Genomic DNA, 22,982 nt, shown 5'->3' on the forward strand with positions numbered 1-22,982 from the left:
GAACGGCTTCGAAGGTCATCAGCCGTACACGCCGGACGAGGTGCGCGAGGCGCTGCAGATCGGTCCGGGCACCCCGATCATCACCACCGACGCCCGCCACCGCGCGGACGCCAAGAGCGCGCTCATCACCCTGGTCGAGCATGCGCTGATGGCACGACTCAAGTAGGCGGAGACCTACGGAAGTTGTCGTACGCCCCCGCGGGGGCGGTCTGTGTCGTGCGACACGGTCCGCCCCCGTGTTCATAACGTTTCGAATGAGAATTGCGCCGTGACGGACACCCGACGCATCCAACCGGTACCACTGTGCTCACATGAGCCCCGCCTTTTGACGGGGCTCGTTCTTTATGCCCGATTTATCTCCGGCCTGGACCACTGAAAGCGAGCGCTTACCGCTGTTTGGATGGGACCCCCTTCACGTGCTGCAATTCATGAACTCCCGAGTAGTACGGCCCTGAACGAAACACCGGCACAACGTAGGTGCCGACGCCGAGAGGTTGTTGGTCGAGTGAGGCGAAGCAAGGAAGGCTCCGCGGAGCAGCAGGCGCGAGGCAACTTCACGCCGCCGGCACGTACCGTGGCATCGCCCGTCGAGGCGCCCGCGCCCCAGACCGGCAGCGGCAAGGGCAGTCAGAGCAAGATGTCCCCGCGCAACTGGCGGGTGCCCACGCGGCTGAACGCGATCCTCCTCATACCCGTGCTGGTCGGCCTCGTCATGGGCGGCTTCCAGGTGAAGGGGTCGATCGACACCTGGCAGGAGGCGCAGAACGCCGAGAAGACGGCGCTGATCATCCGCGCCGCCTCGGAGTACAGCCAGGCGCTGCTCAACGAGCGTGACCTCACCGCGGTCCCCCTGCTGACGGCACGGTCCGCCGCGGACCGCAAGAGCGACGAGGTGACGCGGGCGTACGCCGCCACCGACGCCGCCGCCGCCAAGTTCGACGAGGCCGTCAAGGACATGCCGGAGGGCGAGGGCCTGGAGCGCCGCCTGCGGCTGTTCCAGGACGAGGAGCCCAAGCTCCAGAAGCTGCGCCAGGCCGCGTACACCCAGGCCCTGGACCCGGTGAACACCCAGCTCGGGTACGTCGGCGTCCAGCACTACCTGATGGAGTTCTCCAACGAGCTCGGACTCGGCACGGGCAACATCACCGCCTACGGCCGTACGGTCTACGCGATTCAGCTCGCCAAGGCGGCCGCGTCGCTGCAGCGCTCGATCGGCACCCAGCTGCTGGTCCGGCCCAGCCAGAAGGACGCGGTCTTCGCCCAGCAGTCGGTGGCCTTCAACTCGTACAACTACCTGGAGCAGATCGCCCTCGGCGAGTTCAACTCCGGTGGCACCCAGGAGGACGTCGACCGGCTGAAGCAGGTCATGACGGAGAAGGCCGCCGAGGGCGCCAGGAGGATGCAGGCGGCCGGCATCGAGCTGCCCAAGGGCCCCGACGGCTCCGTCTTCACCGGCATGGCCAAGGAGATCGGCTCGGCCGAGGACGCCGACGGGCTCGCCGCCCTCAAGCAGAAGGGCATCACCGCCGAGACGTGGATGGCCGTGGCCACCGGCAAGTTCGACGGCTACACCGAGGTCGAGAAGGAGCTCGTCGACAAGGCCGTGAACGAGGCCGCCTCGATCTCCGACGACGCCAAGACGGACGCCTTCCTCAACGGTGGCATCGTCGTGATCGCGCTGCTGACGGCGTTCATCCTGGCCGGGATGATGGCCCGGCAGATGAGCCGCTCGATGCGTGAGCTGCGTACCGCCGCCTTCGCCGTCGCCGAGCAGCGTCTGCCGATGCTGGTCGACCAGCTCTCCCGCACCGAGCCCGGCCGGGTCGACACCCGCGTGCAGCCCATCCCGATCGACTCCCAGGACGAGATCGGCGAGGTCGCCCGCGCCTTCGACCAGGTGCACCGCGAGGCCGTCCGGCTCGCCGCCGAGCAGGCCATGCTCCGGGGCAACGTCAACGCGATCTTCACCAACCTCTCGCGCCGCAACCAGTCGCTGATCGAGGGCCAGCTGACCCTCATCACGGACCTGGAGAACAACGAGGCCGACCCGGACCAGCTGGAGAACCTCTTCAAGCTGGACCACCTGGCCACCCGCATGCGCCGCAACGGCGAGAACCTCCTCGTCCTCGCCGGCGAGGAGCCGGGCCGCCGCTGGGACCAGCCGGTCCCGCTCGTGGACGTGATGCGCGCCGCCTCCTCCGAGGTGGAGCAGTACGAGCGCATCGAGCTGGCCGGTGTCCCGGAGGCCGAGATCCACGGCCAGGCCGTGACCGACCTCGTGCACCTGCTCGCCGAGCTCCTCGAGAACGCCACCACGTTCTCCTCCCCGCAGACCAAGGTCCGCGTCACCGCGACCCGGCTGCCCGACGGCCGCGTGATGGTCGAGATCCACGACAAGGGCATCGGCCTGACCGCCGAGGACTTCGCGGACATCAACCACAAGCTCGCCAACCCGCCGACGGTGGACGCCGCCGTCTCGCAGCGCATGGGCCTGTTCGTGGTCGGCCGGCTCGCCGACCGCCACGGCATCCGGGTCCAGCTGCGCCCCTCGGGCGAGCAGGCGGGCACGACCTCGCTGGTCATGCTCCCGGACGCGATCACCCACGGTGGTGGCGGCGAATCGCTGCCCGAGGACGACTTCACCGTCTCGCAGATCATTCCGCAGCAGCAGGGGCACTCCTTCGAGCCCGTGCAGCAGCCGATGCGCACGGCGGCGGAGCTCGGCTTCGACGACTCCCGCTACGAGCAGCCCGGCGAGGACCGCCAGCTCGACCCGGTGAACCGCTCGCTGATGCGGGAGGAGCGCCGTGCCGCCCTGGAGGCCCAGGCACAGGGCGAGGAACGTCCGCTCTTCCGGGACGAAGTCGACCCCTCGCAGCAGCAGTACGTACCGCAGGAGCAGCAGCAGGAGTACGCACAGGAGTACGCGCCCGACTTCGGCGGGCAGGCTCCGCAGCACGACGGTTACGCGTACCCGCAGCAGGGCTACGACGCCTACGGCCAGCCCGTCGGCGGCTACTCCGAGCCGGGCTATGCGGAAGCTGGCTACCAGGGCCAGGACAACGGCCAGGCGCAGTACGACAACGCGTACGAGCACCAGGGACAGCAGGGCGAGTGGGCTGACCAGGGCGCATACCAGGGCGGTTTCGAGCAGCAGTACGGAGCCGAAGCGGAATCTGCTCAGGCGGCTCCCGAAGCGGCTCCGGAGCGCGTAGGCTTCGACCGTCCGGGTCCCACGCCGAGCCCCACCCCGGACGCCGGCCACGCACTGACGGACGCCGGTCTGCCGCGCCGTGGCGGCTCCTCCTCGCAGGCCCCGCGGTCCGCACAGCAGGCCGCGCCGCAGTCGGTGCAGCAGCCCGTGCAGCAGCCGGTGCCGGTGCAGAACGAAGCCGACGGTTCCGAGGACTGGCGCTCGACGAACGACGAGCGCTGGCAGCGGGCCGAGAAGCTCCGCGAGCCGAAGGCGGGCGGGGTCACCCCCTCCGGTCTTCCGCGGCGGGTCCCGAAGGCCAATCTGGTCGAGGGAACGGCGGAGCAGACCCCGCAGGGCGGCCCCCAGGTCTCCCGCGCGCCCGAGGACGTGCGGGGCAGGTTGAGCAACCTGCGCCGCGGTGTCCAGCAGGGACGTACCGCGGGAACGGACACGAACGGATCGGGCCTCGGCCCGGGCAGTACCTACAACCAGGAGCGTTAGTGTGAGCATGAGCCAGGCGGCGCAGAATCTGAACTGGTTGATCACCAACTTCGTGGACAACACCCCCGGGGTGTCCCACACGGTGGTGGTCTCCGCCGACGGACTCCTGCTGGCGATGTCCGAGGGTTTCCCCCGGGACCGAGCCGACCAGCTGGCGGCCGTCGCCTCCGGACTGACCTCGCTGACCGCGGGAGCGTCCCGGATCTTCGAGGGCGGTGCGGTCAACCAGACCGTCGTGGAGATGGAGCGCGGCTTCCTCTTCATCATGTCGATCTCGGACGGCTCCTCGCTGGCCGTGCTCGCGCACCCGGAGGCCGACATCGGCCTGGTGGGTTACGAGATGGCACTCCTCGTCGACCGGGCGGGAAGCGTCCTGACCCCCGACCTGCGGGCGGAACTTCAGGGAAGTCTTCTCAACTAACAGACAGACAGTGCGTTACACGCCACCGCACCGTAAGGTGCGGTGGCGCGGTTCCACAGGGACATGGACCGCGAGGCAGTCGGAGGAGGAGACGTGGGAACACCACCGGGCGGACGCCCCTACAACGGTTTTGACGGACAGCAGCCGCACGGCGACACCGCGCAGAACCGGTTCAACTTTCCCTCCGCGCCGAGCAGGCAGGGCGCACAGCAGCCCTATCAGCAGCCCCAGGCACCGCAGCCGGCACCCGCGGCGGCGCCGCAGCGCGCTTCGCGTGGCGCGGGCGGTTCCGGGGGTGCTTCCGGGAGTTCCGGCGCGCACCACAACCCGCTGGTGCGTCCGTACGCGATGACCGGCGGCCGTACCCGGCCGCGTTACCAGCTCGCCATCGAGGCGCTGGTCAGTACGACGGCCGATCCGTCCCGGCTGCAGGGGCAGTTGCCCGAGCACCAGCGGATCTGCCGACTGTGCTTCGAGATCAAGTCGGTGGCCGAGATCTCGGCACTTCTCTCCATTCCCCTCGGCGTTGCCCGGATTCTCGTCGCCGACCTGGCCGAGGCCGGACTTGTCGCCATCCACCAGCCCGGCGGCGACGAAGCCGCCGGCGGTCAGCCAGACGTGACACTGCTCGAAAGGGTGCTCAGTGGACTTCGCAAGCTCTAGCGGCGGCGCGGCCCGTTCAACCACCAGCGCGAAGATCGTGGTGGCGGGTGGCTTCGGCGTGGGCAAGACCACGTTCGTCGGCGCCGTCTCGGAGATCAACCCGCTGCGTACCGAGGCCGTCATGACGTCTGCGTCCGCGGGCATCGACGACCTCACGCACACCGGCGACAAGACGACGACGACTGTCGCGATGGACTTCGGCCGTATCACCCTGGACCAGGACCTGATCCTGTACCTCTTCGGTACGCCCGGTCAGGACCGCTTCTGGTTCATGTGGGACGACCTGGTCCGCGGCGCCATCGGCGCCGTGGTGCTCGTGGACACCCGCCGTCTCGCCGACTGCTTCCCGGCGGTCGACTACTTCGAGAACAGCGGCCTGCCCTTCGTCATCGCGCTCAACGGGTTCGACGGTCACCAGCCGTACAACCCCGAGGAGGTCCGCGAGGCGCTGCAGATCGGTCCCGACACCCCGATCATCACCACCGACGCCCGCCACCGCGCGGACGCCAAGAGCGCGCTCATCACCCTGGTCGAGCACGCCCTGATGGCACGACTCCGCTAGCCGTCCTCCCGCACTGCCAAAAGGCCCCGCTCACCGGTTCCGGTGCGCGGGGCCTTTGGCGTACCGCCGGGGGCGGGGGCCAGGACGCCGAAGGCCCCCGGCTCGGGAGGAGCCGGGGGCCTTCGGGGGGTGCGGGGTCAGCCCTGCCAGGAGTGGGAGGGGCGGAAGCCCGACTGGCGTTCCAGGCGGCGCCAGGCGGCCGTGGAGCGGGGGCGGTGGGACTTCTCGGTGGGCTGGGCGGCCGCGCGGGCGAGGAGGACCGCGGTGATCGCGGCCAGTTCCTCGGGGTCGGCGTGGCCCTTCTCGACACGGAGCAGGTTGTCTGTGGCAGGCGTGGTCACTTCGGTGGGCTCCTCTTACTGAGGCGGGTTGCCGTGCTTGCGGGACGGCAGGTCGGCGTGCTTGGTGCGGAGCATGGCGAGGGACCGGACGAGGACCTCCCGCGTCTGCGCGGGGTCGATCACGTCGTCGACGAGGCCGCGCTCCGCCGCGTAGTAGGGGTGCATCAGCTCGGCCTTGTACTCCTTGACCATGCGGGCTCGCATGGCCTCGGAGTCCTCCGCCTCGGCGATCTGCTTGCGGAAGATGACGTTGGCGGCACCTTCGGCGCCCATCACCGCGATTTCGTTGGTGGGCCAGGCGTACGTCAGGTCGGCGCCGATGGACTGGGAGTCCATGACGATGTACGCGCCGCCGTACGCCTTGCGCAGGATCAGTGAGATCCGGGGCACGGTCGCGTTGCAGTACGCGTACAGCAGCTTCGCGCCGTGCCGGATGATTCCACCGTGCTCCTGGTCGACTCCCGGCAGGAAGCCGGGGACGTCCAGAAGAGTGACGATCGGAATATTGAAAGCATCGCACATCTGAACGAAACGGGCGGCCTTCTCCGAGGCCTCGATGTCCAGGACGCCGGCCAGGGACTGCGGCTGGTTGGCGACGATGCCGACGACCTGACCGTCCAGGCGGGCCAGCGCGCAGATGATGTTGCGGGCCCAGCGCTCGTGGATCTCCAGGTAGTCGCCGTCGTCGACGAGCTCCTCGATCACCTTGTGCATGTCGTACGGACGGTTGCCGTCGGCCGGCACCAGGTCGAGCAGGACGTCCGAGCGGCGGTCCGCCGGGTCCTCGGAGGCGACGGTCGGCGGGTTCTCGCGGTTGTTCTGCGGCAGCATCGACAGGAGGTAGCGCACCTCGGCGATGCAGGTCTCCTCGTCGTCGTACGCGAAGTGCGCGACGCCCGACGTCTCGGCGTGCACGTCCGCGCCGCCCAGGCCGTTCTGGCTGATCTCCTCACCGGTGACCGCCTTGACGACGTCCGGGCCGGTGATGAACATCTGCGAGGTCTCGCGGACCATGAAGACGAAGTCGGTGAGGGCAGGGCTGTAGGCCGCGCCGCCGGCGCAGGGGCCGAGCATGACGGAGATCTGCGGGATCACGCCCGAGGCCCGGGTGTTGCGCTGGAAGATGCCGCCGTACCCGGCGAGGGCGGAGACGCCCTCCTGGATCCGCGCGCCCGCGCCGTCGTTGAGGGACACCAGGGGAGCACCCGCCGCGATGGCCATGTCCATGATCTTGTGGATCTTGGTCGCGTGGGCCTCGCCCAGCGCGCCGCCGAAGATCCGGAAGTCGTGCGCGTAGACGAAGACCGTGCGGCCCTCGACCGTGCCCCAGCCGGTGACGACACCGTCGGTGTACGGCTTCTTCGCCTCCAGGCCGAAGCCCTGGGCGCGGTGCCGGCGCAACTGCTCGACCTCGTTGAAGGAACCGGGGTCGAGCAGCAGCTCGATCCGCTCACGAGCGGTCAGCTTGCCCTTGGCGTGCTGGGCTTCGGTCGCCCGCTCGCTGGGGCCGCGCCGCGCCTCCTCGCGCAGGGCGTGCAGCTCGGCCACTCGGCCACGTGCGTCAGTCGGCTCGCTCGGGATCTGGTCCACAACGGTCATGTACCGACCCTACGAACTCGACCAAGCAAATCCCGCCGTTGACTCCGTACAGTCTCCCGCGTCGATTCCTGGTGGAGTAAGACAGAACCGCCACTCGGGGGTATCGAGTCAACAGCAGGACACCCCTCGCCTTTGTGGGATTCTCACATAGCCACCTGGCAGCGGTGTGTGGCCCCCGCCGTTCCGGGGCTGACCCGCAGCCGCAGCGAGCGGCCTGTCGCCAGCACCTCCACCGAGGGGTCGCGGGAGATCACCCGGCGGACCGGCCGGTCCCAGACGAGCTCCAGCGGCTGTCCGGTGCGCGGCGACGGCGAGCCCGGCCACGGCGAGGACGGAACGCCGGCGCCGCACGAGCACGCTCGCCGGGGCCGTGACCGTCAGGTCCCCCACCGTACCGGCCCGCCAGCGGTTGGCGGCCGTGAGCCCCAGGGACGGGACGGCGACGGCCTGCCGGTCGGCGGTGTTGTCGAGGACGTGCAGCCAGCCCTCGTCGGCGGCGCGGGCGGCCAGGGTACGGCGGGAGGCGCCCGGCATGCGGAGGTAGGCGTACGAGGCTCCGACCGGGTCCGTGCCGTGGTCGAACCAGAGCGTCTGGTACGTGCGGGTGCGGCGCTCGGTGGAGCTGGTGGTGTTGATGTCGCTCCAGGCGCCGGTCCGGTGGACGGCCCGGTCCATGGGGGCGAACAGCCGGTGTCCGGTCGGCTCGGGCCGCGGCCGCGAGGGCGTGCAGCCGGGCGAGGTCGGCCACGCCGAACTGGCGGGCGGAGGGGATCGGGCTGACCGTGTCCCGCTCGATCCACCCCTTCACGCGCGCGTGCCACCGCTCGCGTTCGGCCGCGCTCGCGCCGCCCGCCAGGAGCGCGACGGCGGCGATGACCCCTTGGCCGTGGAGGTGGTCCGAACGCATCACCCGCCGCTCGTCGTTCTTGAGGTAACCGCGGCTGACGGCACGGCCGTTGACGCTGTCCATCATCAATCCGTCGTAGATCAGGGGCGCGTAGGCCTTCTCGACGCTGTCCAGGACGATCTGCCGGCTGGGTCGGTCACGGCCCAGGTCGAGCCGGCGAGCAGGGTGAAGAGGCGGCCGAGGCCGTCGAGCATGACCTGTCCGTACGTGCCCGAGTAGGCGACCCACGTGTGCTGGACGAACGAGCCGTCGGCGTAGAGGCCGTCGCCCTTGGTCACGTACGGGAAGACCGGCGAGAGGGCGTCGCGGGCGAGGGCGATCTTGGCGGGGTCGGCGCCGAGGATGCCGCGCAGGGCGACGGAGCGGCAGAGGTCGACACGGTTGGCACCGGTGGAGGTGCCGCTGTGGTTCGTGAGCATGGAGTCGGGGACGAAGTGGTCGACGGCGGCGCAGGCGGCGGCGACCCGTTCGGCGCCGAGGTGCGGGTGGAGCGCGGCGACGATGTCCATGAGGAGGCGGGGGCTGCCGATCTGCCACTCCCACCAGTTGCCGTAGCGGGTGGTGCCGGGGTGGTAGATCCGCACGGAGAGGTGGTCGAGGCCGCGCAGGATGTCGGCGAGGAGGCCGGCGTCAGCGGTGAGTCCGGTGCCGGGCTGGGCGTAGGCCTGGGTCATCGTCCACAGCCGGCTGTAGCTCTGGGTGAGGCCGGCGGGCGGGTCGAAGGAGTGTCCGGGCCACAGGGAGGTGGCGGCGGGGGCCATCGACTCCCGGAAGCCGCGGGCGAGGGCTCCGGTCTCGGCGAGCCGGGAGGCGTACGGCTCGGCACCGGCGTCGAAGCCGGTGCCGAGCTGGATGTCGAGCCAGCGCAGCCGCAGCGCCTCGAACTCGCCCTTCACGGCATGTGCCTGGGGGGCCGGTCCGAGGGCCGCGGCCACGGACGTGGCTGCGACGGCGGCTGCGGCGGCGGTGGCTGCGACGGCGGCTGTGGCGGTGACGAGGAACGTACGTCGGGTCCAGACGGGCACGGGGGCCTCCCGGGGAGTGGCGTAGACCGGTTGGCGCCCGGTGTAGCACGCGCTTTCCGACGCAATCGATGAGCACCACAGGTGCTGTGCCGGCGTTGTGCGCAAGCGTTTGCCCTGTCCGGCCTGCTCAGGTTCCGCAGTGGAACCGGGCATTCCCCCAGTCGGCGTGGTCGTTGCCGTTCCCGTCGTCGCCGTCACCGGCAACCAGGTCGACGTAGGTGGCCCCGCTGAGGTCGGCGGTCAGTGACCAGGGCGCGTCCGTCGCCTTGAGGACCGGCGACCTCACCTTCTCCGTACCGTCGGCCAGGACGCTGAACCGGACGGTGCCGCGGGTGGCCTGGACGTCGTCCACACCGACCTCGGCGGTGAGGGAGGTGCACCTCCCGCCCAGGTAGTAGCGGACCTTGGCCGGGGCGTGGGTGCCCAGGCCCTTCGCGTAGGTCACTCCCCCGATCCTCAAGGGGCTGCCGTCGCCGGTGCCCGTCTCGCCGTTGGAGAGGTCGCGCTCGACCGGTCCCCAGCCGTTGGCAGCCGACGCCCAGTCGAGGTCGCTCGCCCAGCTGTCCGTGACGGGCGGCGGGGGCAGTGTCCGCACGGAGGTGGCGGCGCTCAGCCTCCGGGCCTCTCCCCCGATGTCGTACGTGACCGTGGAGCTCAGCGGGTACGCCCGGTAGGCCGCGTCCGCGGGTGGTGTCACCTTCCAGGTGGCGGCAGCCTCGGCCCCCGCGGCGACCGGCTCGAGGGCGATGGGGGCGGCCGGCTCCGCGGACCAGCCCTCGGGGAGCGTGAGGGCCGCGCGCACGCCGCCGACCGCGCTCGCCTCGTCGTTGGTGAACGTCGCCGTGACCTCGTTCGGGCGGCCGGGCTCCAGGGTGTCGGGGGCGGTGACGGAGAGGGTGCCGCAGGCGGCCTTCTCGGCGGCCGGGCCCAGGTCGGTGACGGTGAAGGAGTCGAGGACGAAGTCGGCGCCGTCGGGGGCGTCGCCGCGCTTGCGCAGCCCGGTCCATGTGTCGCCGCAGCCGGCGGTCACCGTCTCGGAGAAGTGCCCGGTGGTGCGCTGCTGACCGATCGGGGTACGTCGGGTCTCGACGGAGCCGCCGCCCGCCCCCCTGCGGTCGTAGCCGGTGATCCACTCGTAGGCGCCGGAGTGGCTCGACTGGTAGTCGTACGTGACGCGGTAGCTGTGCCCGTCCTTCATGGGGACGGTCCAGGGGGCGGTCCGGTAGACCAGGCCGCTGTTCTCGTCGTGGGACTTCAGCGACTCGGCGCCGCCGATGACGTCGTCGACGAGCTTTCCGTTCCAGCCCGCCTGGGTGTAGGGGGCGTGCAGTTGGGCGATGTGGGTGCGCGGGTCGGTCGTACCGCCGGAGTCACCCTTGAGGAAGGGACCCCAGCCCTGGTCCACGGCCTCGAAGTCCTCGTACACCGCCGCGCCGGCCTGGGTGGCGGGGGCGTTGGCGACGATCCGGACGTCGTCGGTCCGGACGCCGGCGGTGCTGCCCGCGGTCGCCTGGATCTTCAAGGCGACGGCGCCGCTGCCGGGTGCGGTGAAGTTCACCTTGGCGCGCTGGAAGCGCGTGCCGTTCCAGTCGGAGGCGGCGACCCGGTCCTCCAGGGTGGAGCGTTCGACGGTGACGGACCTGCCGCCGACGGAGAGGGTGGTCGGGCGGGTCTTCCCCGGCTCGACCTCGATCAGGGCGGAGGCGGTGTACCGCGTGCCGGGGGTGAGGCCGGTGATCTGCTGGGTGAGGGAGGCGGTGGCGGAGCCGGTGAGCTTCGCGCTGTTGCGGCCCTGCGCGTCGGTGTCGCGGACGACGGTTCCGGCCTTGGTCCAGGCGGCGAGCCGGGCGTCGTTGAAGCCGGGGTCCTTGACCGGGGTGCCCTCGCCCCAGCGCGGGTCACGCGGCGCGGGGGCCGGTTCCGGGTGGAGGACGTAGGGCTGGCCGGCGGCGGCGTCGAGGGTGATCCTGCCGCCGGCGGGCCGCACGGTCCCGGTCTTCACCCGGCCGTTGTCGGTGAGCTTGTGGACGGAGTACGAGCCGGTGCCCGCGACCGCCCACGTGGTCTTCCCGCCCGCCTTGTTGTAGTGGTAGAGCTTCTTCCCGCCGTCCCAGGGGAGCAGGTACTTCTCCCCGTCGAGAACCTTGCGGCCGTTCTCGTAGAAGGTGCGGCGGCCGTTCTCGACGGTGCCGCGGACCCCGCCGGTGAAGGTGAGGTCGTTGCCGTTCCAGCGGGTGATCCTCTGCTGCTGGAGATACTTGGCGGGCAGGTTCTTCTGCCAGATGTTCGCGTAGAAGTGGTTCCAGTCGGTCTCGCCGGTCCAGCCCTCGAAATCCTCCAGGGCGGTCTGGCCGAGGACCGGATGGTTGTTCCAGATGTCCTTCTCCCCGTTGCGGATAAAGCGGATGATCTGGGAGTTGAGGCCCTTGTTGGTGGCGCCGCCGTAGTCGAGGTCGTTGGCCCAGTGGGACCAGAGCGAGGCGCGCTCGAACTTCTCGGACCACTCGGTGGCGATGTTCCAGCCCTGCGCCTGCACGGCCTGCGTCGTCTTGTCGGCGATCCAGCCGTGCGTGTAGTAGACGTCGATGTAGAGCATCGAGAGGTTCGGGTCGGTCTCGTCGCGCAGCTGTTTGAAGCGGCGGGCGAGGTCGCCGCTGTTGATGTCCCGGCGCTGGTCGATGTAGTAGCTCTGGTTGAGCCAGTTCCACCCGGGTCTGGTCTTGTCGACGAGGGTCTCGCTGAAGTTCTTCGCTTCGGGGTACGACTCGGTGGCGTTGACGTGGACGCCGAAGCCGGCGCCCCACTTCTTGCCCTCCCTGAGCAGGGTGTTGAGGTCCTGGAGCCCGCCGGCGCGCTTGTTGTGGTTGCCGCCGTAGTCGGGGTGGGCGGAGTCGTGGCCCTCGGAGCCGTACCCCTTGAGCAGGGCGAACTGGCCGAGTCCGTCGGTGGCGAGCGAGATCCGTTTGACGTCGTCGAGGGTGCGCAGGAAAGGGTGGGTGGCGTTGCTGGCGAAGTTGAACGGGATGTGGGCGATCACCCGGCCGGGGGTCTGCTCGGAGCCCGGGGCCTTGATCCCGATGGCACGGAAGGCGAGGGCGCCGTCCTGCCAGTCGGTCTTCCCGTCGGCGTTGGTGTCGGGGGTGACGACGACCTTGGCCCAGGGGAGGTTCTCGCCGCTCTCGGGGGCGGGGGCGCCGGCCCCGCGGTAGGTCCACTGCCCGGACCAGACGCCGACCCGGGTCTCGGTGCCGCTCTTGCGGGCCTGGTGCCAGAAGCGGGCGCCGTCGCGCGCCGAGGCGCCGGAGGGCTTGTCGTAGCTGGAGTTGGACTCCACGGCGGCGGCGAGGGAGCCGGTGTTGACGATCGCGTAGCTCGCGCCGACCGGGGCGCTCTCGGCCGGGGTGGCGTCGGTGATCCGGGCGAAGACGTCGGCGGTCCGGGTGGAGTCGGGGTCGAGCCGGGTGAAGGCGGTCTCGGCGCCGCTGTCGGCGGATCCGACGGAGACGAGGTCGTGGCCGGGTATGTCGAGCGTCCCGACCCGGAAGGCCTCCGTGTCACGGACGGCGGTGACCTTGAAGGTCACGGCCCGGCCGCTGACGCTCAGGGCCGCGTCGATCTCGACCCCGGGCAGAGCGGGGAAGGCCAGGGTGTACGCGGCGCGGGCCGCGGTCAGGACGGGGGCGCCTTTGGCCTGGACGGCGTACGCGGTGCCGTTGAGGACCACCTGCGTGACCGGGGCCGTACTGCCGAGGAGGCGGGCACCGCCGGCCCGGTCCGTGTACGACAGGACGCGCGGGAAGTCCTCGGCGACGGCGACGGAGAGCTGGTCGGAGCCGATGACGGCGCCGGTCTCCTGGGGCACGGAGGCTTCCGGGGCCTCGGCGACGGGGGCAGCTGCCACGCCAGAGGCGGTGGGGGCCGGTCCGGCGAGGGCGAACAGGGTGGCTGAGGCGGCCGCGAGCGCACCGGCCGCACGGAGTCTGCGTGAGCTGGGGAGGGACATGCGCACTAGTGGGCCCCCGCCCGCGGGGCACCGTCAACGAGATCGCGCGACGGCGGCCCCTCCAGTCCAAGAACCCCCTTCGGTTAGTCCAAGTGACCGCCGAAGGGGGCTTCTTGGTGCGGGTACGACCGGTCAGCAGCCGCCGCAGTTGTAGTACGTCACGTCCCAGTGATTGCCCTCGTCGGCGTAGATGTTGCCGGAGCCGGACTTCCACTGCGGGGCGCCGTCACCGCGCACGCCGATGTAGGTGAAGGTGTTCTTGATGTAGTTCCCGATGCACGTGTACTTGCTGTAGTCGAGCTTGTAGCCGTTCCAGTGCGAGTACGTGCCGCCGGCGTGGCCGGTCTCGGTGCCGCCCGTGATGTTGAGGGCGCAGCCGCTGGCGCTCTTGAGGGTCTGGGCGCCCTTCGCCGAGGCGAGGTTGAGCTGCTCGAAGGAGGTACAGGTCGGGTTGTTGCGGTCGGAGCAGCCGCCGGACGAGGACCAGGTGATCCCGGAGCTGCGGAACATCGAGGTCGCGGTGGCGTGGCTGATCTTGGTGACGGCGTGGGCGTCGGTGGCGCCGGTGAGGACACCGACGCCGGGCGCGAAGAGGGCGCCGAGGACCAGGGCGAGGGCGGTGAGGACCGAGCGGAGCTTCATCGGGGATTGCCTCCTGCTGATGACCGTGACGGGTGGGACGGCGGTGCAGGTGGAGCAGACCGTGCTGGGTGAGCAAGGAGATGGTGCCGTAGTTCTACGCGCGTCCGCCAGAGGGCTGCGAGGCCTTACAGGTGAACATCTCGGCGAGATGTTGAATGTTGAACTGAATCGGGCTATCGTCGGTCTCGTTGAAGGTTCAATAAACCCGGTGAACCTCCGCTTCGCCCCCCAAGGAGCACGTCATGGGCATCTTCGGCCGCAAGAACGAGAGCACCACTGCCACCGCCGTCGCCACCCTCCCCGTCGACCCGGCCCTGGCCGCGCTGACCGGCGACTACACCATCGACCCGGCCCACAGCAGCATCGGCTTCACCGTCCGTCACGCCATGGTCACCAACGTCCGCGGCACGTTCGCCGAGCACGAGGGCACGCTGACCCTGGACGGCGCGAACCCGGGTGCCTCCACCGCGTCGATCGACGTCAAGATCGCCTCCATCGACACCGGCATCGCGGACCGCGACGGCCACCTGCGCAGCGGCGACTTCTTCGACGCCGAGCAGTTCCCGCTGATGACCTTCCGCTCCACGGAGGCCGCGCAGCTCGGCGGGGACACCTACCGGATCACCGGCGACCTCACCATCAAGGACGTCACCCGCCCGCTCTCCATCGACCTGGAGTTCAACGGCGCGGCCACCGACGTCTACGGCAACGAGCGCGTCGGCTTCGAGGGCTCGGCCGAGATCCTGCGGTCCGACTGGGGCCTGAAGTGGAACGCGGCGCTGGAGACCGGCGGTGTCATGGTCAGCGACAAGGTGAAGCTGAACTTCGACATCTCCGCCATCAAGAACGCCGTCTGATCGTCCCTGCCCCCCCGGGGATCCGCGAAAACGAGCGCGCCCGCCCTCCGCGACAGCGGAAGGGCGGGCGCTCGGCGTTGCACGGAGCCCGGCGGGCGGAGTCAGAGGGCTCGGGCCGCCGCGACCACCGCCGGGATCAGACGGTCGTTCTCGGCGGCGCCCGGCCCGCCCATGAACGCGAAACGGCGGCGGGCGTAGCTGTAGGAGAGGGCGAGCCCGGGGTCCGCGAAGGACTGGGAACCGGGGGCGCCGCTGTGGCCGACGGCCGTGGGGGTGAGGGCGGGGTGGCGAGTGGCCAGGGGGACGAAGCCGAGACCGAAGGCGTTCTCCGCTCCCGTGACCAGGTCCGTGCCCGAGGAGTGGATCCGCGCCACCTCGGCCAGGACGTCGGGCTCCAGGAGCGGGGCCCGGCCGTCGAGCTCGCCGGCGATCGCCGCGTACATCCGTGCCAGGCCGCGCGCGGTGCCGATGCCGCCGCCCGAGACCGGTCCCTTGGCCCTTACGGTACGGGAGTTGGCGTAGCCGACGATGTCGAGCGGCGGGTCGGCGTGGAAGTCGAAGGCGATGGCCAGGTTGCTGTCGGGAGCGATGGGGGCGGCGTCCAGCAGGGCCTGCTCGGCGTCGGTGGGCCGCATCGGCAGCGCGGGGCGGAAACGGGGCTCCAGCTCCTCCGGCAGGCCCAGGTAGTAGTCCAGTCCGTACGGGGCGCGGACCCGCTCCTCGAAGTGCTCCTGGATCGTGCGGCCGGTCGCCCGGCGGACCACCTCTCCGACCAGCGCGCCGATGACGAGGGCGTGGTAGCCGTGGCCGGTGTCCGGCTCCCAGAAGGGGCGCTGCCCCGCGAGCCGGGCGGCGATCACCCGGTCGTCGGCGAGTTCGTCGAGCGTGAAGCCGCCGTCGGCACCGATCACTCCGGAGCGGTGGGCGAGGAGCTGGCGCAGCGTGATCCGCCCTTTGCCCTCGGCCGCGAACTCCGGCCACCAGAAGGCGACTTCACGGTCGAGCTGGAGCACGCCGTCCTGCACGAGGAGCGCGGCGATCAGCGCCATCGCCCCCTTGGAGGAGGAGTAGAGCCCGAGGAGGGAGTCGCCGTCGACTCCGTCACCGCCCCAGAGGTCCACGACCTGCCGGCCGCGGTGACAGACGGCGAGCTGGGCGCCGCCGTCGCTCGCCTCCTTCGCGACGACGGTCGCGAACTCCTCGCGCACCGATTCGAATCCGGGCGCCACCGTGCCGTGGACGTCACTCATCACGCTCTCCCCCTCGTCGGCCGGCCGTACCGTACCCGGCCCGTCCGAGAGGGAACGATCAGGGCCTCGGACTTCTTCCCGGGGCGCTGTCAGTGGCGGCCGCTAGCGTCGGGCCCATGGAATTCCGTATCGACAGCAGTGTGTTGACCGACGCGGTGGCCTGGGCGGCCCGCGTGCTGCCCGCCAGGTCGCCGGTGCCGGTGCTCGGCGGGCTGCTCCTGGAGGCGAGGGACGGCCGGCTGCGCGTCTCCGGCCTCGACTACGAAGCCTCGGCTCGCATCGAGGTCGAGGCGGAGACCGCGCGGGAGGGCGGAGCGCTCGTCCTGGGGCGGCGGCTGCTCGACATCTGCAAGGTGCTGCCCGGCGGTCCGGTGGCGTGCGCGGTGGAGGGGGCGCGTCTCTCGGTGACGGGGGGTGACGCCCGGTTCGGGCTCTCCCTGCTGCCGCTGGACGACTATCCGGCGCAGCCGGAGCTGCCCGCCTTCCGGGGTGTGGTGGACGCTGCGGCGTTCGCGGCGGCGGTCGGGCAGGTGGCGGTGGCGGCCGGCCGGGACGACTCGCTCCCGGTCCTGACGGGGATACGGCTGGCACTGGACGGCACGACGATGACGCTGGCCGCGACCGACCGCTACCGGTACGCGGTCCGCACGCTGGAGTGGAAGCCGGAGGCGGAGGACGGCGGAGAGGCGGCCGAGGGCACCGACGTCGTGGTGCCGGCCCGCCGGCTGACCGAGATCGCCCGCTCCCTCGCCGGTGCCGGGCCGGTCCGTCTGGCGCTGGACGGTGGCTCGATCGGCTTCGAGAGCGACGGGGTGCGCACCACCACCCGGCTCCTCGACGGGCGGCTGCCCCGTCACGACAAGCTCTTCGCCCTGGGCGAGCACGCGGTCGCCGTGACGGAGCGGGCACCGCTGGTCGAGGCCGTGAAGCGGGTCGCGGTGGTCGCGGAGGGCGACAGCCCGGTGCAGCTGGCCTTCACCGGCGACGCCGTCCATCTCCAGGCGGGCTATGAGGACGACGTCGCCTCCCAGCGGCTGGCGGCGTCCCTGACGGGGGCGGAGTCGATGACGGTCGCCTTCAACCCCGGGTATCTCCTGGACGCGCTCGGCTCCTTCTCCACCGGCGCCGTCGCCTTCCATCTCCTCGGGCCGGGGCAGCGGGCCCTGCTCACGGACGGGGAGGGGGAGACGTACCGGCACCTGCTGATGTCGGTGAAGCCGCTGGTGTGAGCGCGCACGACGGGTTCAGGTCTAGAATCCGCCGCCGCCGAAGTCGCCGCCGCCTCCGCCGAAGTCACCGAATCCGCCGCCCCCGCCGCCGAAGTCGCCCGACCCGAAGTCACCGGAGCTGAACTCGCCTCCGGAGAAGTCGCCGCCCTCGAACTGCCCGCCGCCGTACTCGGAGGCGTAGGCCGGGGTGGCGAGCATCGAGCCGAGCATGGTGCCGACGAGCAGCCCGGGGAGCATGCCGCCGCCGAAGTAGCCGCCGGCCCAGGGGCCGTATGCGGGTCCCGCCTCCCAGTACGGGCGGCGGCCGTCGACCGTTTCGACCGTGCGGGCCATCGGATCCCGGCCCTCGTCGAGGCGGGTGGCGTCGGCGGCGCAGACGGGGACCTCGCGGGTGGCGCCGCCCGCCGGGGTCCAGCTGCGGTCCGTGGTCGCGGGGCCGTGGCGCGGGTCGAAGAAGCACGGCGGGCGGCGGTCCGGCAGGGGCCGGGACTGGCGGCGGGCGGCCAGCACGGCGAGGGACCAGCGGCCGTCCTCCAGCGCCTGGGTCACCGGCTTGACGTCGTGCGGGTGGGTCGCCGAGCCCATCAGGGACTTGGCCTTGTCATAGGAGTCCAGCGCGCGTTCGTAGTCGGCGCGCATGGCGTCGTCGGCGCCGGGTTCGGCCGGGTGGAAGTCGAGGCGTTCGAGCTCCTCGCCGAAGGCGGTGATGTCCTCGTCGACGACGACCCGCAGCTTCTCGAGGGCCTCGCGCTCCTCGGCCTCCTTGCGGAGCCGGTTGCGGCGGACGACCGCGTACGCGCCGACGCCGCCGGCGGCCGCGACCGCGCCGAGCGTGATCAGCCCGCCGACCGGGACACCGCTGTCACCGCCCACGGTTCCCCAGGAGGCGGGGGCGGAGCCGCGCAGGGTGGGCAGAGCCTGGTCGACGAAGTTGTTCAGTTCGGTCCTCGCGTCGACGCCCGGCTGACGCACCGAGGTCACCAGGTTGTCCACGGCGGTCGCGGAGATCACCGAGCGGTCGGCGGCGGCGTCGAAGCCGTCACCGAGCCGGACCGCGTAGAGCCCGGTCACGCCGGTCTGGGTCCGCAGATTGCGCAGCAGGTTCTCGGGCGGATACTCGGCGGTCGCGGGCAGGACGGCGACGAAGAGCGGCTTGTCCGCGTCCTTGATCTTCTGGGCGAGGGCGTCCGCGTCGGCCTTCGACAGCTGGTCGGCGGCGCCCGGATCGACGTACACCGGCCCCTGTTTCAGGGCCGCGGCGACGTCCGGGACCCCGGCCCTGGCGCCCGCGGACGGGGCCAGGGCCAGGAGCAGCATCAGTATCAGCCCCGCGAGAGCCGACAGGAGGTGGAGCGGCCGGGTCCTCATATCTCGAAACTACCCGAAAATGCCGTAAAACCACCTGACCGGAGCAGAGCGCTTGTTCGGTCTACTCGGCGGGGTCGATGCCCACCCGCAGCAGCCCGAAGGTGTAGGCGTCCTCCAGTGCCTGCCAGGATGCGGCGATCACGTTCTCGCCGACCCCGACCGTCGACCACTCGGCGTTGCCGTCACTGGTGGTGATCAGGACGCGGGTCGTGGACTCCGTGCCGTGGCGGCCTTCCAGGATGCGGACCTTGTAGTCCACCAGCTCGAACTTGGCGAGCTGCGGGTAGATCCGCTCCAGGCCCACCCGCATCGCCCGGTCCAGGGCGTTGACGGGGCCGTTGCCCTCGGCGGTCGCGACGATCCGCTCGCCCTTGGCCCAGAGCTTCACGGTCGCCTCGTTGGCATGGGTGCCGTCGGGCCGGTCCTCGACGATCGCGCGCCAGGACTCCGTACGGAAGTAGCGGCGCGGGCGGCCCTCGGCCTCCTCGCGCAGCAGCAGCTCGAAGGAGGCGTCGGCGGCCTCGTAGGTGTAGCCCTTGAGCTCGCGCTCCTTGACCCGCTCGACGACCCGCGCGATCAGGGCGCGGTCGCCGCCGAGGTCGACGCCGAGCTCCTTGCCCTTGAGCTCGATGGAGGCGCGCCCGGCCATGTCGGAGACGAGCATCCGCATGGTGTTGCCGACCAGTTCGGGGTCGATGTGCTGGTAGAGGTCGGGGTCGACCTTGATCGCGGAGGCGTGCAGTCCGGCCTTGTGGGCGAAGGCGGAGACGCCGACGTACGGCTGGTGGGTGGAGGGCGTCAGGTTGACGACCTCTGCGATGGCGTGCGAGATGCGGGTCATCTCGGCGAGGGCGCCCTCGGGCAGCACCTTCTTGCCGTACTTGAGCTCGAGCGCGGCGACGACCGGGAAGAGGTTGGCGTTGCCGACCCGCTCGCCATAGCCGTTGGCGGTGCACTGGACGTGGGTGGCGCCCGCGTCGACGGCGGCCAGGGTGTTGGCGACGGCGCAGCCGGTGTCGTCCTGGGCGTGGATGCCGAGCCGGGCGCCGGTGTCGGCGATGACGGTGGCGACGACAGCCTGGATCTGGGCGGGGAGCATGCCGCCGTTGGTGTCGCAGAGGATCACGACGTCGGCGCCGGCCTCGGCGGCGGCGCGGACGACGTCCTTGGCGTACTGCGGGTTGGCCTTGTAACCGTCGAAGAAGTGCTCGCAGTCGACGAAGACCCGGCGGCCCTGGGAACGCAGGTGGGCGACGGTGTCGCGGACCATCTCCAGGTTCTCGTCCAGGGTGGTGCGCAGGGCGAGTTCGACGTGCCGGTCGTGGGACTTGGCCACCAGTGTGATCACCGGCGCGCCGGAGTCGAGGAGCGCCTTGACCTGCGGGTCGCCGGCCGCGCTGCCGCCCGCCCTGCGTGTCGCGCCGAACGCGACGAGCTGCGCGTTCTTGAAGGAGATCTCCTGCCGGGCGCGCGCGAAGAACTCCGTGTCACGCGGGTTGGCACCGGGCCAGCCGCCCTCGATGAAGCCCACTCCGAACTCGTCGAGATGCCGCGCGATCGTCAGCTTGTCGGCGACGGTGAGGTTGATGCCTTCACGCTGCGCCCCGTCGCGCAGTGTGGTGTCGAAGACATGGAAGCTGTCGTCGAGGCGCGGGCGCGGGCTCTCGTCGGTCTCCGTGGTCATGGCTGTGATGGCTCCTGTCGGACGTGGCTCCGGAAGGTCTGGATCCACTTGCCCCCATTCTCACGCGCCGTCCGTTTCCGGCGGTGGTGGGGCCGGAAAACGAAAAAACCTCTCGCGGGTGCGAGAGGTCTGCGCGCGGGTCTGGGGCACGGTGTCCGCTGCCGCGGGGGTGGAGTCGCGGTTCAGCGGTCACTGCGGACCGGCGCGCTGCTGCCGATAATCATCGTGGTAGCAAGCACGCCGGAAGTCTGCCACATCTGTACGGGTGACGGGACCGCGGTCTCAGGATGCGGGCGGCGGTCCGGTGGTAGGCGTCCCTGTCATGAGCACTCGCCCCCCTTCCGGCCCGCCGACGGGACCACCCCGCGGGCCGCTCGAGCCACCGCCCGACGAAGAGCCGGGCCCGGAGCCGGGCGGCGGCTCCGGGCGCGACTCCGGCTCGGGGTACGGCTCCGGCTCCGGGTACGGCTCCGGTCGTGACTCCGGCTCCGGGTACGGATCGGGGTCGGATTCGGGTGGCGGCGGCGTGCCCGGTGCGTCTGAGCCTCCTCCGCCGGGCGGCCGGCGCCGCCGCACGCTCGCGGTCGCGGGGGCCGGCGTGGTCGTCGCCCTGGGCCTGGCGGTGGCGCTGGTCGCGCTGCTGCGCGGCGGTGACGACGACGGGGGCACAGCGGCGAGCGCGTCCCCGGCCGTCTCGGTGTCGGCGAACGACGAGGCCGCCCGCACCGAGGCCCGCGCGCTCGCGGCCGCGGTGGCCATGGACGCTCCCGACTGGGGGCCCGGCTACAAGCGCGCGGAGCCGTACGAGATCGACCCCGCGCCCGAGCTGGACGTGAGGAACACCTGCGAGCTGTTCGACCAGGGCGGCCGGGCCGGCACCCTGGCCGCGCTCAGGCGCTCGGTCACGCACCCGACGACCGGCCTGAGCAGTTACACGGAGGTGCGGGTGTTCACGGACGTGGCGACGGCGGAGTCCTATGTGAACGACGTCGAGAGCGGCACCCGGCGCTGCCCGGAGCAACACAGCGGCAAGGTCCGGTTCGCCGGGGTGCGGCAGGCGACGGCCCCCTCGGTGGCGGGGTTCGACAAGATCGTCGCCGAGGACGGCCGGCAGGTCGCCGACAACGACGGGGCGCAGACGGACTACCCGTACGTCGTGTACACGGGCCGCTCGGGCAGGACCACGCTCTCCGTCCTCGACTACGACGACGGCGGCACCGTCCAGGCCCGACTCGCCGAGCGCGCGACGGGCGTCCTGAAGAAGCTCCAGCAGCGACTGGAGAGCGGCTCGCCGTGAGAGGGGCCCGGGCGTCCGGACCCGGGGCCGCCGGGCCCGGACGCGGTCTTCCGGGTCAGACCCGGCTCGCGCCCTCCTTGACGCGGGGCTCCTTCTCCGCCGCCGGCCGGCCCACCCTGCCCAGGTCGATGTCGCGGGTCTCGCGCATCGAGAGGTAGACGATCAGGGAGACGGCCGCGCAGCCCGCCACGTACCAGTAGTAGCCGGACTCGATCCCGGAATCCTTGAACCACAGCGCCACGTACTCCGCCGTGCCGCCGAAGATCGCGTTGGCGATGGCGTACGGCAGGGCGACGCCGAGCGCGCGGATGCCGGTCGGGAAGAGCTCCGCCTTCACGCAGGCGTTGATCGACGTGTAACCGGTGATGACGACCAGCGCGAGCAGCGAGAGGCCCAGCGCCGGCCAGAAGGAACCGGCGTGCCGGAGCATCGTCATGATCGGCACGGTGAGGAAGGTGGAGCCGACCGCGAAGGTGATCAGGAGCGGGCGGCGGCCGATCCGGTCGGAGAGCCTGCCCGCGAGCGGCTGCAGGCAGGCGAAGACGATCAGCGCGCAGAAGGAGACCAGGGTCGCGGTCTGCTTGGGCAGCCCGGCGGAGTTGGAGAGGTACTTCGTCAGATAGGTGGTGTACGTGTAGTACGCCACGGTCCCGCCCATGGTGAGGGCGATGACGAGGAAGGCCTCGCGCCGGTGTGCCCACAGCGCCTTCATCGTGCCCTTCTCGCCGCTGCCCACCCCGTCGTCGGCGGTCTCCTCGTACACCTCCGTCTCCAGCATGTTGCGCCGCAGGTAGAAGACGACCGCCGCGCCGAGCGCGCCGATGATGAACGGGATGCGCCAGCCCCAGCTGTGCAGCGCCTCCGACGACATCGTGCGCTGGAGCACGATCTGCAGGCCGAGGCCGAGGATCTGTCCGGCGGTCATCGACACGTACTGGAAGCTGGAGGCGAAGCCGCGGTGCTGCGGGGCGGAGGCCTCGGTGAGGTAGGTGGCGCTGGCCGCGTACTCGCCGCCGACCGAGAGGCCCTGGAGCAGCCGCGCGATCAGCAGGACGGCGGCGCCGCCGTAGCCGGCGACGGAGTACGTCGGGGCGACGGCGATCAGTACGGCGGACGCGGACATCAGCGTCACGGTGAGCGTCAGCGCCGCCTTGCGGCCCTTGCGGTCACCGACCCGGCCGAGCAGCCAGCCGCCGACGGGGCGCATGAAGAAGCCGACGGCGAAGATGCCGGCGGTGTTCATGAGCTTGGCCGTGTCATTGCCCTCGGGGAAGAACGCCCCCGCGAAGTAGGTCGCGAAACTCGCGTACACGAACCAGTCGAACCACTCGACCATGTTGCCGGCCGAGCCGACCCAGATCTTCTTCCAGTGCTCTCGTCCCATGCACCCGAACCGTGCCCGAGGCGGCGGGGGCGTAACAAGGCTGGAGCGAGCAA

General features: G+C 71.1%; 15 protein-coding genes and 2 pseudogenes. 8 read left to right on the top strand and 9 right to left on the bottom strand.

All coding sequences use genetic code 11. The annotated features are described in order from the left end of the window. The 5 genes and pseudogenes from IE136_RS36055 to IE136_RS28900 form a co-directional block, all read left to right on the top strand. A pseudogene (locus tag IE136_RS36055) lies at window positions 1–166 on the top strand (ATP-binding protein); the annotation flags it as partial. Window positions 167–505: 339 nt separating this feature from the next. Then, window positions 506–3,697, top strand: a complete 3,192-nt coding sequence (locus IE136_RS28885; RefSeq protein WP_189601789.1) for a sensor histidine kinase — start codon at window positions 506–508, stop codon at window positions 3,695–3,697. A 7-nt stretch (window positions 3,698–3,704) separates the two neighbouring features. Next, a complete protein-coding gene (locus tag IE136_RS28890) occupies window positions 3,705–4,118 on the top strand; it encodes a roadblock/LC7 domain-containing protein (protein ID WP_005311461.1) in 414 nt (137 codons plus the stop codon). 93 nt (window positions 4,119–4,211) lie between these two features. Beyond that, window positions 4,212–4,781, top strand: coding sequence for a DUF742 domain-containing protein (locus tag IE136_RS28895; protein ID WP_158990860.1), 570 nt, complete (start codon window positions 4,212–4,214; stop codon window positions 4,779–4,781). Continuing rightward, entirely contained in the window at window positions 4,762–5,343 is a 582-nt protein-coding gene (locus IE136_RS28900) for a GTP-binding protein (protein ID WP_050791473.1), read from the top strand. The genes IE136_RS28895 and IE136_RS28900 overlap by 20 nt, the downstream gene beginning before the upstream one ends. 137 nt (window positions 5,344–5,480) lie before the next feature. Here IE136_RS28900 and IE136_RS28905 read toward each other — a convergent pair whose 3' ends face one another. The 5 genes and pseudogenes from IE136_RS28905 to IE136_RS28925 all read right to left on the bottom strand — a co-directional run bounded on the left by IE136_RS28905 (window position 5,481) and on the right by IE136_RS28925 (window position 13,860). After that, entirely contained in the window at window positions 5,481–5,684 is a 204-nt protein-coding gene (locus IE136_RS28905) for an acyl-CoA carboxylase subunit epsilon (RefSeq protein WP_158990858.1), read from the bottom strand. A gap of 15 nt (window positions 5,685–5,699) precedes the next feature. Next, the gene (locus IE136_RS28910) at window positions 5,700–7,283 is read right to left on the bottom strand and encodes an acyl-CoA carboxylase subunit beta (RefSeq protein ID WP_189601790.1); all 1,584 of its coding nucleotides are present in this window, start codon (window positions 7,281–7,283) and stop codon (window positions 5,700–5,702) included. A 143-nt stretch (window positions 7,284–7,426) separates the two neighbouring features. Next, window positions 7,427–9,215 (bottom strand): annotated as a pseudogene (locus IE136_RS28915) (polysaccharide lyase beta-sandwich domain-containing protein). A 127-nt stretch (window positions 9,216–9,342) separates the two neighbouring features. Further along, window positions 9,343–13,218, bottom strand: a complete 3,876-nt coding sequence (locus IE136_RS28920) for an endo-alpha-N-acetylgalactosaminidase family protein (RefSeq protein ID WP_189601791.1) — start codon at window positions 13,216–13,218, stop codon at window positions 9,343–9,345. A gap of 132 nt (window positions 13,219–13,350) precedes the next feature. Continuing rightward, window positions 13,351–13,860: a hypothetical protein gene (locus IE136_RS28925; RefSeq protein ID WP_158990854.1), complete on the bottom strand. Its 510-nt coding sequence runs from the start codon at window positions 13,858–13,860 to the stop codon at window positions 13,351–13,353. A 242-nt stretch (window positions 13,861–14,102) separates the two neighbouring features. Between IE136_RS28925 and IE136_RS28930 the strand changes: the two genes are divergently transcribed. Then, window positions 14,103–14,717: a YceI family protein gene (locus tag IE136_RS28930; RefSeq protein WP_189601792.1), complete on the top strand. Its 615-nt coding sequence runs from the start codon at window positions 14,103–14,105 to the stop codon at window positions 14,715–14,717. A 101-nt stretch (window positions 14,718–14,818) separates the two neighbouring features. Here the strand turns inward: IE136_RS28930 and IE136_RS28935 are convergent, their stop codons facing one another. Continuing rightward, window positions 14,819–15,967 (bottom strand): serine hydrolase domain-containing protein, encoded by a 1,149-nt coding sequence (locus IE136_RS28935; RefSeq protein ID WP_158990850.1) that lies wholly within the window; start codon window positions 15,965–15,967, stop codon window positions 14,819–14,821. 116 nt (window positions 15,968–16,083) lie between these two features. Between IE136_RS28935 and dnaN the strand changes: the two genes are divergently transcribed. After that, complete coding sequence (gene dnaN / locus IE136_RS28940; protein WP_158990848.1) at window positions 16,084–17,196, top strand: DNA polymerase III subunit beta; 1,113 nt, start codon at window positions 16,084–16,086, stop codon at window positions 17,194–17,196. A 21-nt stretch (window positions 17,197–17,217) separates the two neighbouring features. Here the strand turns inward: dnaN and IE136_RS28945 are convergent, their stop codons facing one another. Both IE136_RS28945 and cimA read right to left on the bottom strand, forming a co-directional pair. Further along, window positions 17,218–18,564 carry a hypothetical protein gene (locus IE136_RS28945; protein WP_158990846.1) on the bottom strand — a complete coding sequence of 449 codons (1,347 nt, stop codon included), beginning with the start codon at window positions 18,562–18,564 and terminating at the stop codon, window positions 17,218–17,220. Window positions 18,565–18,625: 61 nt separating this feature from the next. After that, a complete protein-coding gene (gene cimA, locus IE136_RS28950; RefSeq protein WP_158990844.1) occupies window positions 18,626–20,248 on the bottom strand; it encodes a citramalate synthase in 1,623 nt (540 codons plus the stop codon). Between the two features lie 526 nt (window positions 20,249–20,774). Here cimA and IE136_RS28955 point away from each other — a divergent pair. Continuing rightward, a complete protein-coding gene (locus IE136_RS28955) occupies window positions 20,775–21,545 on the top strand; it encodes a hypothetical protein (RefSeq protein ID WP_158990840.1) in 771 nt (256 codons plus the stop codon). A gap of 55 nt (window positions 21,546–21,600) precedes the next feature. Here IE136_RS28955 and IE136_RS28960 read toward each other — a convergent pair whose 3' ends face one another. Next, window positions 21,601–22,929 carry an MFS transporter gene (locus IE136_RS28960; RefSeq protein WP_158990838.1) on the bottom strand — a complete coding sequence of 443 codons (1,329 nt, stop codon included), beginning with the start codon at window positions 22,927–22,929 and terminating at the stop codon, window positions 21,601–21,603. Window positions 22,930–22,982: the final 53 nt, after the last annotated feature.

Source organism: Streptomyces lateritius (assembly GCF_014649715.1).
GTDB classification, from domain to species: domain Bacteria; phylum Actinomycetota; class Actinomycetes; order Streptomycetales; family Streptomycetaceae; genus Streptomyces; species Streptomyces lateritius.

Coding starts and splice junctions, on each gene's coding strand:
- IE136_RS28890 (WP_005311461.1), top strand. CDS start 3,705: ATGAGCCAGGCGGCGCAGAATCTGAACTGGTTGATCACCAACTTCGTG.
- IE136_RS28910 (WP_189601790.1), bottom strand. CDS start 7,283: ATGACCGTTGTGGACCAGATCCCGAGCGAGCCGACTGACGCACGTGGC.
- IE136_RS28920 (WP_189601791.1), bottom strand. CDS start 13,218: ATGTCCCTCCCCAGCTCACGCAGACTCCGTGCGGCCGGTGCGCTCGCG.
- IE136_RS28925 (WP_158990854.1), bottom strand. CDS start 13,860: ATGAAGCTCCGCTCGGTCCTCACCGCCCTCGCCCTGGTCCTCGGCGCC.
- IE136_RS28930 (WP_189601792.1), top strand. CDS start 14,103: ATGGGCATCTTCGGCCGCAAGAACGAGAGCACCACTGCCACCGCCGTC.
- IE136_RS28935 (WP_158990850.1), bottom strand. CDS start 15,967: ATGAGTGACGTCCACGGCACGGTGGCGCCCGGATTCGAATCGGTGCGC.
- dnaN (WP_158990848.1), top strand. CDS start 16,084: ATGGAATTCCGTATCGACAGCAGTGTGTTGACCGACGCGGTGGCCTGG.
- IE136_RS28945 (WP_158990846.1), bottom strand. CDS start 18,564: ATGAGGACCCGGCCGCTCCACCTCCTGTCGGCTCTCGCGGGGCTGATA.
- cimA (WP_158990844.1), bottom strand. CDS start 20,248: ATGACCACGGAGACCGACGAGAGCCCGCGCCCGCGCCTCGACGACAGC.
- IE136_RS28960 (WP_158990838.1), bottom strand. CDS start 22,929: ATGGGACGAGAGCACTGGAAGAAGATCTGGGTCGGCTCGGCCGGCAAC.